This is a genomic window from Pseudomonas sp. AM8 (genome assembly GCF_036346475.1).
Lineage (GTDB): Bacteria > Pseudomonadota > Gammaproteobacteria > Pseudomonadales > Pseudomonadaceae > Aquipseudomonas > Aquipseudomonas marginalis.
Window position 1 is genome coordinate 933187 of record NZ_JAOTNX010000002.1, and the last position, 11032, is coordinate 944218.

An 11032-nucleotide genomic window follows, 5' to 3' on the forward strand; every position below is an offset into this window, starting at 1 on the left:
CAAGGCGGGCCGGGTGATCAGGGTCAGCGTTACGCCGCGGCGTCGTACTGAAGACGGAATTGGTTGAGCATCGCGAAGATGCGCAGACCGTTGATGTAGTCCGGCGGGAACAACATGTTGACCCGGCTCGGATCCTGAGTGTCACGCTCCACCACCAGGTGCTCAGCGAACAGATCCGCGTTCTCGACGTGACCTTCCAGTTCGAGCTTGCCGTATTGAGCAATCAGCTCCCCACGGATGGTGCTCGGCGTGACAATTGGCTGACCGGCACCAAAGCGCGTACCGTCATTCGCCAGCTTGTGGCGGCCGTACTTACTGGTGATGACGCTTTGCATGCGACGAATGATGTACGCCGACTGGTGCATTGTCTCGCTGTCCAGGTAGGAGTTATCCGCCTGACCGTAGGCGTTCTTCTGATAGGTGGTGATCGAGCGCTGAATGCGCACGTAACCGCCCTCGTAATACGCCGTGGCCAGGCCGTAGTTCAGCAGCGACTGACGCTCGGTCAGTGTGAAACGGTCGCTCGCAGGGGCCGGATCAAGGCCTGGCATGCTGCCACTTTGGGTTGGACGGCTGGCATCGGCGGAGATGAAGACGGCGGTACGCGCGGCCAAAGCTGCAGCCTGCACCCACACTGGCTGAGGTACACCAACTTCCACTGCCTGGATGGTCATGTGCTGATCGTTACGCACCTGGCCGGCAGCAACCAAAGTGCCGATCGTTCCGCGCTTCGCGCTGTAGACGTGCCCGAACAGCTGCTTGGCCCAGCTCCAGCGACCGACGTTGTCGTCCATCGCTTCCTTCCAGGCATTCAGCGACGTCGTGTCGGTCCAGGGCTGGCACAGGAACTCGAAAGGTTCATCACCCAGTGCGGCGATTGCGTCAACCTGGTCGGGCGTGCCGACGCCGGCGGTCATTTGCGTAACTGCAACGGTCATACCGGCCGGCGTCATTTCGCCATTGGACTTGCCCAGGCGATTAAGCGCGATGCTGATGTCGTTACCGCTTTCGCCGGTCCACTTGCAGGTCAAAGTAACCACGCCCGCCGCTGCGACTGCTGTCACTGGAAGATCTGGTGAGGCATTGATCTTGACAGCCAGGGCGGCGGCCGCAGCCGTCGGTGTTGCGGCAGACGGCACCACAGATTGCACTCGCACACCGCCGACATACAGATTCAGCAAGCCAGCTTCGGTGGAAGTTCCGGTGAGGGTGATAGTCGCAGAGGCCACCTCGCCGGTTTCGTTTTGCAGCGGCAGGCACCAGATCTCGCCGATCGGGTCAGTCTTGCGCCAGGCTTCGTACATTGCGGCGAGCATGGAGCCCTGCCCGCCAATTTCCTTGGCCAGGGCCAGGCTGGTGACCAGCACCAGCTTGCCGATGCTTTCGCCCACGGCGTTGTCGTTTACCTGGCCGACGATCAGACGGCGCATGGCCGACGAGGCGCTGTTCGCAGCCGAGTTATCCATCTCCGCATAGAACAGCGGCACACGGATATCGGCCGGGATGTTGCTGAATCCGATAGGCATTATTTGGCCACCTCGGTTTTCGCCGCGACTGCAGCTTTGGTGGTAGTGGGTTCAACGTCTTTCAACTTGACGTCGCCGTCAGCTTGGCGGCGGCGCCACCAGACGTTGTCGGGTACGTCCCGGCCTTCAACAGGCAACAGGTCGCCAGCCTCCGGATCGGGCACAGAGCGGCCTTTGGCCGGCACCACAGTGATGCGCTTGGTCATGGTGTTACGTCTCCTGAGAAATGCGCTTCGATACGCCCATCCGGGCCGGGTGATTGCAGGTTTGGATCTGCCGGGTCGATGCAGTCCATTTGGAAGTCGACACCGGTAAACCCGGTGAGCCCGTCGAGCTCAAGCTCTTGCCAAGTCTCGGCCGGCTGGTCAGGACGATTACGCCCAACCTGGAATTCGGAAAAGAAGGTGAACTGGTAAACCACCCGGGCCCGACTGATGTGCAGCAAGGCGCCCTTGCCATACTCGATAGGCGTGTATTCCGGCGATGGGATATACCCCAGCAAGGCGCGCCACAACTCGGCCCGGATGTCGTGCAGCAGGTCGTTGGCGGCCTGGCCACGCTCGTCCGTCGTATCCAGCACGATCACCACGTTGAACTGATCAGTGATGTCCTGAATGATCATGTTTTGGGCTTTTGTCGGGGTCGCAGCGTCAGCGGTTGCAATCACGTACGCAGCCGGCAAAGCCAACTGCGCGCTCTCGACGACAGCGTCCCAGTCGATGCCGCCAGCCACCCGACCAGCAAAGGACGGGCAAGCCAGCCGCAAGTGCGCGACAAGCGGGTTCAGCTTCATGTGTTTGTCCGGTGTTGTTGCGATCAGCCCAGGGCAGCGGCGAAGGCAGCGGAAAGAATGGATTTGACTTGCGATGCCGAGTCCTGCAGGGCGTCGGCCATGTAGTTGTCACGCGGCTTGATGCGCCATTCACCCGCGGCACGCTCAGCAACAGCAGCGGCCCGCACGCCAGCGGCTCGGCGATTCGACCTCCCTTTACCGGCGCCTGGGGCCAACTTCCCGAGCTTGCGGCCCTTCTTGACGCCGTAGTGCAGGTAGGCCGGATAGAACTCTTCCATTGCTGATGTCTTGGTGGGAGAGATACGCACCAAAAAACCAGCGCGGGAAACCTTGAACTTCACGGACTCGACGGTTGCACCAGTGCGGTTCACCGGGTACCCGTCCTGGCCCTTGCCCAGCACCAGGTTCATCTGGGCGCGCTGAGCGATCAGCAGCCCGACCTTGCGCATCCCCGCGCGGATCTTTCGCTTGTCGAAGGCATCACGCTCGAAGTTATCGAAGCCCTCGACGTGCAGGTAACCCTCAACCGAGGCCGAGTTAGACATAGATACCCCCGCCAGGCTTCAACAGGCCGAGTTCCTCCACCTCGAGCACGACGAACCGCCCGCGGCCGTTCATGTCGAAACCGCGTTTCACGCGATACAAGGTGTCTTTGTGAACCACCTCGTAAGCGGTCGTGATTCCTGTTCGAAAGCGCAGGAATATGCGGTGCGTGATTTTGTTTTCCGTCTGAGCGCTGTCGGTGTAAACCGCCGAACCGACTGGTTCGATCTTCGCCCAGCGCGGGTTGGCCTCAGAGAACAGGGAGTCCAGCCCCATGTCTTCGGCCGGAACGTCGTCGCGACGCCGGAGCGTCACGTGCTTGTTTAGCTCGCCCGCCCCAATCTCTCTGTACGCCATCTAGACCCCCATGGAAATCCTGTCTGGCTGCAAAAGTGAGCGCGAACCATTGGGCAACTCAATGACAGAGGAGGTGTTGATACCCGTCACTGCATCCTCTCGGTTTGCCCAAAGGTGGCCCAGCGTTAGCAAACATGCCGCGGTGATCGACTTGTTAATGACCATGCCACGCGCAATTGCAGTGCACGCAATCAACGCTTCCGAGAAAACAAACTGGGCGTCAGCGACAGCAGCACATCGGTCATCCCAGTTTTCCACCGTTTCGGCCGCCGCGAGCGCGGCCTCATAAGTCGTCCTGGAAGCGAGTCGGGCAGCTGGCACGCCTGCAATAGCCGCTGACAACGCGGCGGCATCCACATAGAACCGGCGCTGCAAGAATTTTTGAGCTGCACTCTCCGCACCATCAAGCTTCGACTGGACATCAACCAAGTCCTCAAACTCAGCCCGAAGGTGCTTCATGGCCAGCTCGATGTCGATCACGCTCATGGTCAGTCGGCCTTTTTCTTGGAAGCGGGTTTCGGCGCCGCTTTATTCAATGGTGTGGGGGCCTGTTTGTTTTCCGGGGTCGCAGAATTCTTCACGTCGTATTCCTCGATCAGGCCATTACGGCGTAAATCTCGGGCCACTGATTCATCCACGGTAAATTCAGCACCACGCTTCACATACTTTTCGCCTGAATCCAGGCCATCGGCATTGAAACCCTTGATCGCTTTTACAGTGATGTCTGGCATCGGTGTTCGCACCCGGTTTCCCGGGTGCGCTCCTGTGAGGTGTCGAAGCCTTACGGCGCGTCGAATTCACCGTGGACAAAGGATTCTTCACGGTACACAGCCATAGCCAGGCGCTCTTCCGCGCGAATCGTGACCATGTTGGTACGGAAGTTGTCGCCGTCTTCAGTCGAAACTTCAACGGCCGCCTCTTCGCGGTCGAAAATCTGAGCCGCGATGTTCATGGCGCCCACCAGGAATTCACCCTCTGGAACAGCGTTGCTGTCCACAACAGGCAGCTTCCACAGGCGTTGTGCGCCGCCTTCCTGGACGTTGACCCAGATGTAGGAGCCAGTGCTGTCCTTGGTCAGCTCGATATCAGCCCAGTCGACGGGGTTGAGGGCGATCGCCGAGGCGCGGTATTCGGCGATCCGCACCTGCAGGATGGCGCGACGCAGCGTATCGATCTTGGTATCGCCAGCTTTGCGAAGGGCGTTGTTGAAAGCGGACGCCTGAGGGATCAGGCCGAGCATGTTCCCGCCCACGCCGTTACCGGCGAGGATCTGCTCCTCTTCCTTGTACTTCAGGCCGTAGATCGCGCGACCGTTGATGTAGCTCTGCAACAGCGGGATATCGGACAGAACCTGCTTGGAGGCGCGGAACCAGTGCGCGATGGTGACGACGTTGGTCGTTTTCAGCGCAAACGAGATGTCAGACTGAGCTTTCGCTGCGCCTTCAGTGGCCTGGATCGCCGCCATGTTCTGGAAGCCGCTTTCTTGCACGAACTCGACAGCGTTAGAGCCGGTCCGGCCGGGCATGATCAAATCACGGATGACGAATTGACGCTCCGGATCTGCAACGATGCCAGGTACTCGCGTAGGCTGGATGCCGACGCCCACGCCGCCAGTACCGGTGGTTGCGCTGGTAATGTTGGTGACGGCCTTGCGACCAATACGGGCAATACCACGGCCGCGAGTTTGCAGGGCCTTGAAGTCATCCGAGTCGGACAGTTCTTCACCTACCGACTTGGCGTCAGTTGGGTCGTTGGCCGCAAAGCGACGAGCCAGCTTTTGCTCGATGTCCTGAAGGCGATCCTGCAATCCCAGACCATCCTTTACCAGGCCGTCGAGAACGGTCTTGGTATCGGCCAGAATGGTGCCGTGTTCTTTGATTTCTTTGTTCGCCTTCTCGGCAAAGGCTTTGATTTCCTGGTCACGCTGATCCAGCAGGTCGTTTACCGCTTTCAGTTGGACCTTGTCGTCGGAGTGCTCCTTGCGTTGCAACTGACGGTTTTCGGCGCGAGCCTGGTTGCTCATGGCGTTATGCATGGTGAATCCTCAAAACGAAGGGAGGGACAGCGCGGGACGCAACTTAAGCGCCTCGACGACTTCAATTGCTGCCAGGTCGCCCGCGGACTCGCTCCGGAGCAGATGCTGCAGTCCACGGTTGGCAATCACCGCAGACTGAGTTTTCGAGAAGCCTGCCTCGCGCAGGAGCAGCTCAAATTCGGGAAGTGAAGGCAGGCCGCCGTGGGCCAGCTTCGACTTGATGGTGTCGGTTCTAGCCTCGTCGTTGGCCGGCACAGTCACGATGGAAATCTCGACCAGGTCGAGTTTCGTCAGGGTGCGGATCCGGGTCTTCTCGTCGAAGCTGGATTCACGTACGTAGTAGCCGATCGACAGGCCTGTGATCGATCTGGACTTCATACCCCGCATGGCGATGCGCGCATACGGAGCGTCAGCCAGCCAGAGCTCGCCATCCCCGAACAGTCCTTTGGTGTCCTCTTTTAAGGTATCCATCGACCACGATCCGATGGGCTCGGCGGTACGGTGCTGCCACAGAACCGGCAGCGACCGGGACTTTGCTTTCAGATCGGCGATGGACTCCAGAAAAGCACCCGGCGCGACAACTTCGTTATAGCTGTCGATCACGCCGAACACGGAACCGTAGCCAGAAAAAAGGCCATCATCGCTGACAGCCTTTACGTCGTAGTCAAATGAGCGGTACTTCACCGCCAGGGACTGGTCCTTATGCTTCATTCCTGGTTCCCCTTTGGTTTATCGTTGAGCCAATCCAAGAGCGCCGAGCGCGCTTGCTGCGCATCACCGGCATCACCGCCGAGCTTGTCGATCGGCAACATGTTTGACTGAACTGTGAGCTGAGCGGCGTTTCCGCCTTTGGGTGCGAGGTTCTCTTTTACCCGGCACTCGTCTCGGGTGTAGATGCCGTTCTGGGTCATCGAGCTATAGAAGGCTGCACGGGCCGCGCTATCCGCACGAAGCAAGCCTTCTGGGTTGAACTTGGCGTAGAACCGCCGGCGCTCTTCGGGCCGTAACAGGCGACGATTAATGCTCTGCTCGATACGTTTCATCCAGGGCAGCAACGTGAAGCTCAGGAAGCCGAGCATCTGCTGCTCCATGCCGGTCCCCCAGCTGGTACTGTTCGACGTGTGGCCGACCATCCAAGGCGGAACACGAAACCACCGGCAGATCTCTTCGACGTTGAAGGCCCTGGTTTGCAGCATCTGGGCATCCTCAGGGCTCATCGACACCTGCTGATATTTCATCCCCGCTTCCAGAACCATCGTCTTACCAGTGTTCACGGCGCCGGCGAACTTGGCCGCCATGTCCTCGCGGATGTCTTCCCGCTGTGCTTTGTTGAGAATCTGGTCGGTCGATAGAACGCCGCCGAGCTTCATCCCATTGGCGAACATCTTGCTGGCCGATTCATCGGCAGCCATCGCGGCGCCGAAAACATTGCGGCCCATAGCAACCGGGCTCAACCCGAACATAGGATCCGTACCGAACCCCCGCGTGTGCATCATTTGCTCATCAAGCAGCGTGTGAGGCTTGCCCTCGCTGTCGATGAACCGGTATTCGATTGCGCCGCTGCTAGTGCGCCGAGGCGGAGAAACCGACTGCGGAAGAATGAACTCCAGCGAAGATAGATCGCGGCCTACCAAATGAGGCTCATTGAAACTGTTGCCGCTGAGCAGCAAGCTGGCCACCACGCACTCCCAGAATTCCACAGGTGTTTGGTCGGCGTTCGGCTGCTGGCTGATTACACGGTGCACAGGGTGAGAAGTGGCCACCTCTGGCACGCCGTTTTTATCTTCGTAAAGCGCGATCGGGAGAGTGGCCAACGTTTCCGCAATAAGGCGAACGCAGGCCCACACCGTAGACAGCTGAAGCGCTGTCTGCTGGCTCACCGTTTTGCCTGATGCCGAATCAGTGCCGTAGTAGCCGTTCCAAAAGGCAGCATCACCGAGACCGATACGCCGGCCAACCCAACCTGCCAAAGAAGATTTGACCAGCCCAGGCTCTGCCGACTTAAACAGCGCCTGACGCAATACTGACTTGAGAGGTTTATTCACCGGTCAGCCCCTTGCGAATGAAACCAGCGGCGACCAAGAACGATGCAGCGGCAGCAATAAACGCCCAACCGAGACCGGCCAGGAGAAATACGCCGGCGACAAACAGGCACAGAGCGGCCACGGCCGCCACGATGAAGAGGATCAGGCCTGTATCCATGGGTGAGTTATCCAACAATGATTGGTTTTGAAAAGAAGTCGCTGATGTTGCCGCTGTTGTCGTTGACCAAAATCAAGGCTCTACCGATGGCCATGATCAGCGCCACGGCACCGTCTATCTTGTTGTCATCGCCCTGCTTGATGGGGCGAACGATGTCATCGTTTCCCGGCATGTTTTTGCCGATCACGTTGGCCACGCACCAGGTCATGATCGGATTGCCATCATGGTGGAAGCGGCCAGCAGTAATGGCGGCCTCCAGTTCCTTCATGGGGTCCGACATGTTGGTGTAGTTCTGTGTGATCGTTATCGGGTTGAAGCCTTCATCATCAAGGTCGTGGCTAAGGCCGGTCGCGCCGTGAGGGTCGATAGGACACTCTCGAACTGGGGCCTGGTGATTGGCTTCCTTGGTATCTTCGAGTATCTCGCGATAGTCGATCTCGGCGCCGTCGGTTATCTCCAAATGCTTTGAGTTGATCCAGGCCTGAAAGCGTTCCGACATACGCTTGTTGTCGCTGTCGTAGGCGGTGTCATATGGCACCCAAAACTTAGGCGCCACACTGTAGTAGTGGGTCTTTCCATCAATAACCCGCCAGAACAGACGCGCCCGCGAGTTCATGTCCAGTTTGCGTGCCAGGTCGAACCCTGCGATCCACTCTTGCCCCTCGAACTGTTCCAGGGTGAGCGTGGCGTCTTCGCAGGATTTCCAGTCCTCCATGTTGAAGAACCCCGACTTTGCGCTCACCCATAGGTTGAGGTGCTTCGTTTTGAACGTGTTTGCAAAGCGCGCAGATCGGATGGCCCTGGCCTGCTGACTTTCTAGGTACTCCTGAAACACCGAGACGCCGTGGTTCGGGTTGGCCTTGGCCAGCATCTTCGGATCGGTCCAGTCGTCGCCCTCGTCGAGCGTCCAGATCCAGCCGAACAACTCTTCGTCTGGAACCGTGCCGGCCAGCATCTCAACGACCTGGCGGCGCTTGTCGTAGCACGGGCCTTCGATGTCTGCGCCGGCAGTGGTGATGATGAACATGAGCGGCTGCCGCCTGGCGCCCATACCTGTGAGCATGGTGTCGTACTGGGCCGACGTTGGGTGTTCGTGGTATTCGTCGACGATCGCGCAGCTTGGGGAAGCGCCGTCGCCAGGATTACCGATCAATGGCTCAAAACGGCTGAAGTCGGACGGGATATTCATGTTCGAGGCGTTCACCTCGATTCCGGCGGCCTGAATCAGCATCGGCGACTTGCTGACCATCAGCTTGGCAGGACGGAAAACTTCCCACGCTTGCTTCTCTGTGGTCGCGCCGGCGTAGACCTCGGCACCAAATTCGCCATCGGCAACGAACATGCTGATGCCCACACCGCCGGCGACAACAGACTTGCCGTTTTTCCTGGGCACTTCCCAGTAGCTTTCACGGAAGCGGCGGTGACCGCCCTTCTTCTTGACCCAGCCAAATGTCACAGCCAGACCGAACAACTGCCAGGGCTCCAGCGTGATCAGCTGACGCTTGAATGCCCACTCGCCCTTGGTGTGCGGGAGCAGCTGCATCAGCTTGAGTTTTTTCTCGGCCTTTGCCGCATCGAACTTGAAACGGAAGCCGCGCTTGCGGCTGGCCGCCAGGTCGTCGAAGTGGCGCTGTACCGCCTGGTGTATGTAACGGCACGCCGGGACCTTACCGCGCAGCACTGACCGACCCCATGCCGTCGCCTTGTCGACATTGGGGTGGGCAGATTTGGTCATCAGGTTCTCAGCAAGTTGGCAAATTCGTTGGTTTCTTTCTCCTTGTTGCCGCCGATCAGTCGTGTGCGGCTGGCGGGGTCCAGGCCCAGCATTGACCCGAAGGTCACCATCTGGCGCATCGTTTCGTTCGCGGCGGTAAGCGCGGGGTTCTTCATTGGTCCACCCATGGCGCCGGTAACAACGATCCCGTGTTCCTGGATCGATTCCTGCGCAAGCCGCCAGTTGTCGTAGGCGCTACAGAAGGCCTCGACGTTGTGCAGATCCGTGATCGCCACAACGTTCTCGCGTAGCAGCTCCGGGACAATCATGTTCCACATGGTCGCCGCCCGCGGGCTGAACCACTCTGGCGGGTCGATTTGGGTGATCTTGGAAAACTGCGGCTCGGCTGTATTCAGCGCGCGCTTGCCAGGGTTTCCGGCGAGTGCTTTCTTGGCCGTTGGCTTGGGTTTGCGACCACGGCCGGCGACCGTGGCGGTGCCTCCCATCGCGCAACTCCTGAATTTTTAATTTCGCGGGTGTAAGAAAACGATTGGGCGGACGGTCTAGAAGGCAAAAGCTCTGGACTTTTGACCCTCCCCCACCCCTTTAGTGAGAATTCGTCTCATTTGAGACTTTTTCACTGCGTTTTGCCCGATTTTCTGCTTGGGTTGCCCCAACCACCGTCTTCAGACGCTGTTTTGGTGCTGTGGCAGCTGTGGCACAGGGACTGCCAGTTGGTTCGATCCCAGAAAATCACCATGTCGCCTTTGTGCGGGGTGATGTGGTCAACCTCGGTGGCCGCTACCACCTCACCGCGCCGATCATGCTCAGCGCACAACGGATGGCGTGCCAAGAACCCCTTGCTTGCCTGCTGCCACTTGTAGCCATAGCCTCGCTGGCTACTGCTCTCGCGCTTCTTGTCAGCCAGTTTGGCAGCCGCTGCCTTCGCGAGTTCGGCATGCTCGTCGCAATAGCGAGGGTTGCGGGTCAGCGCCCTGCACCCCTGAGCACTGCAAGGCTTCTGTGGTCTTAATGGCATCAGTGATCACTTGCTCTGGCTGCGTTTGATCTGGGCGTCTACCTGGTCGGCACATGTGTCGAGCAGGTTGATTGCCCTGTCCTTCAACTCCCACACATCGCCATTCAGGCTAAGGTCGGCGGCATCCTCATCAACCCGTTCGCACGGGATCAGTTCAGGGGCTTCCAGCCTTACGGCCTGGGTCTTTGTTACTACCACCGGCTTTCCCGCGCAGGCCGTCAGGCAGAGGCTGAGCAGCCCAGTCACGAACAGGCTTGCTGTTGCGCTTGAGGTCTTCAAAGTTCTTCTCCGCCTTTTTTGCTTTGTCCTGGCTGGACTTGAGGCGCTTTGCCAGATCGGCCTGGTACTCGGCATTGCGCCTTGCTTCAGCACGCAGCGTGGTGATGGTGGCCTGGCTCTCGGTATTGGCCTTGATGGCGTCATCCTTGGCCTGGGTCTCGACGCGCTTCTCTTCGCGAAGGTCTTCAACCCGTAACTGTTGAATGCCGACCAGCAGAAGACCCACCAGAGCGATGATGATTGCTGCCGCGATCGCCTTCATGCCGAGTCCACCTTCTTGCCCAGGAATCGGATGATCATGTCCCTGATCGCCGTTACGCCAATGAAGCCAATGGCACCACCAGCAGCAACGGACAAACTTGGGGGCCAGGTCATCCATTCAATGATGCTGCTGGCCGACAGGCTGAGCGCGCCACAAATGAGCGCCTCCAAGATGATCCGCCACTTGTTTGGCTCTTTGGCTTCGTACAGCACGCGAAGAAGAGTGATCGTGACGGCCATGATTGCGCCCTGCCATAGCGGGTTCGAGAGGGCCAGCCAGATT

The 11032-nt window shown here is 59.0% G+C and carries 17 protein-coding genes; all 17 read right to left on the minus strand.

Features of this window, described 5'->3' with window-relative positions; genetic code table 11:
- Positions 1-29: 29 nt before the first annotated feature.
- On the minus strand, positions 30-1526 hold the full coding sequence (locus tag V3W40_RS09340; protein ID WP_330214918.1) for a phage tail sheath subtilisin-like domain-containing protein: 1497 nt from the start codon (positions 1524-1526) through the stop codon (positions 30-32).
- Positions 1526-1732, minus strand: a complete 207-nt coding sequence (locus V3W40_RS09345) for a DUF2635 domain-containing protein (protein WP_065948813.1) — start codon at positions 1730-1732, stop codon at positions 1526-1528. Before V3W40_RS09345 ends, V3W40_RS09340 begins: the two co-directional genes overlap by 1 nt.
- Entirely contained in the window at positions 1729-2319 is a 591-nt protein-coding gene (locus V3W40_RS09350; RefSeq protein WP_034112028.1) for a phage tail terminator protein, read from the minus strand. Before V3W40_RS09350 ends, V3W40_RS09345 begins: the two co-directional genes overlap by 4 nt.
- Positions 2320-2342: 23 nt before the next feature.
- A complete protein-coding gene (locus V3W40_RS09355) occupies positions 2343-2864 on the minus strand; it encodes a hypothetical protein (RefSeq protein WP_330214919.1) in 522 nt (173 codons plus the stop codon).
- A complete protein-coding gene (locus tag V3W40_RS09360; RefSeq protein ID WP_034112024.1) occupies positions 2857-3219 on the minus strand; it encodes a phage head closure protein in 363 nt (120 codons plus the stop codon). Before V3W40_RS09360 ends, V3W40_RS09355 begins: the two co-directional genes overlap by 8 nt.
- Positions 3220-3705 (minus strand): head-tail connector protein, encoded by a 486-nt coding sequence (locus V3W40_RS09365; protein ID WP_330214920.1) that lies wholly within the window; start codon positions 3703-3705, stop codon positions 3220-3222. It lies immediately after the preceding gene.
- 2 nt (positions 3706-3707) lie between these two features.
- Positions 3708-3950 (minus strand): hypothetical protein, encoded by a 243-nt coding sequence (locus tag V3W40_RS09370; protein WP_187681744.1) that lies wholly within the window; start codon positions 3948-3950, stop codon positions 3708-3710.
- 50 nt (positions 3951-4000) lie between these two features.
- Entirely contained in the window at positions 4001-5254 is a 1254-nt protein-coding gene (locus tag V3W40_RS09375) for a phage major capsid protein (RefSeq protein ID WP_187681745.1), read from the minus strand.
- A gap of 9 nt (positions 5255-5263) precedes the next feature.
- The gene (locus tag V3W40_RS09380) at positions 5264-5965 is read right to left on the minus strand and encodes an HK97 family phage prohead protease (protein ID WP_330214921.1); all 702 of its coding nucleotides are present in this window, start codon (positions 5963-5965) and stop codon (positions 5264-5266) included.
- Positions 5962-7299 (minus strand): phage portal protein, encoded by a 1338-nt coding sequence (locus tag V3W40_RS09385; RefSeq protein ID WP_330214922.1) that lies wholly within the window; start codon positions 7297-7299, stop codon positions 5962-5964. The genes V3W40_RS09380 and V3W40_RS09385 overlap by 4 nt, the downstream gene beginning before the upstream one ends.
- The gene (locus V3W40_RS09390) at positions 7292-7456 is read right to left on the minus strand and encodes a hypothetical protein (RefSeq protein ID WP_187681747.1); all 165 of its coding nucleotides are present in this window, start codon (positions 7454-7456) and stop codon (positions 7292-7294) included. Before V3W40_RS09390 ends, V3W40_RS09385 begins: the two co-directional genes overlap by 8 nt.
- Positions 7457-7463: 7 nt before the next feature.
- Positions 7464-9191 (minus strand): terminase large subunit, encoded by a 1728-nt coding sequence (locus V3W40_RS09395; RefSeq protein ID WP_330214923.1) that lies wholly within the window; start codon positions 9189-9191, stop codon positions 7464-7466.
- On the minus strand, positions 9191-9676 hold the full coding sequence (locus V3W40_RS09400) for a phage terminase small subunit P27 family (protein ID WP_330214924.1): 486 nt from the start codon (positions 9674-9676) through the stop codon (positions 9191-9193). The genes V3W40_RS09395 and V3W40_RS09400 overlap by 1 nt, the downstream gene beginning before the upstream one ends.
- Positions 9677-9807: 131 nt before the next feature.
- Positions 9808-10209 carry an HNH endonuclease gene (locus V3W40_RS09405; RefSeq protein ID WP_265085411.1) on the minus strand — a complete coding sequence of 134 codons (402 nt, stop codon included), beginning with the start codon at positions 10207-10209 and terminating at the stop codon, positions 9808-9810.
- A gap of 6 nt (positions 10210-10215) precedes the next feature.
- Entirely contained in the window at positions 10216-10407 is a 192-nt protein-coding gene (locus tag V3W40_RS09410) for a hypothetical protein (protein ID WP_330214935.1), read from the minus strand.
- Positions 10364-10750 (minus strand): hypothetical protein, encoded by a 387-nt coding sequence (locus tag V3W40_RS09415; protein ID WP_330214925.1) that lies wholly within the window; start codon positions 10748-10750, stop codon positions 10364-10366. The genes V3W40_RS09410 and V3W40_RS09415 overlap by 44 nt, the downstream gene beginning before the upstream one ends.
- Entirely contained in the window at positions 10747-11031 is a 285-nt protein-coding gene (locus tag V3W40_RS09420) for a phage holin, lambda family (RefSeq protein ID WP_330214926.1), read from the minus strand. Before V3W40_RS09420 ends, V3W40_RS09415 begins: the two co-directional genes overlap by 4 nt.
- Position 11032: the final 1 nt, after the last annotated feature.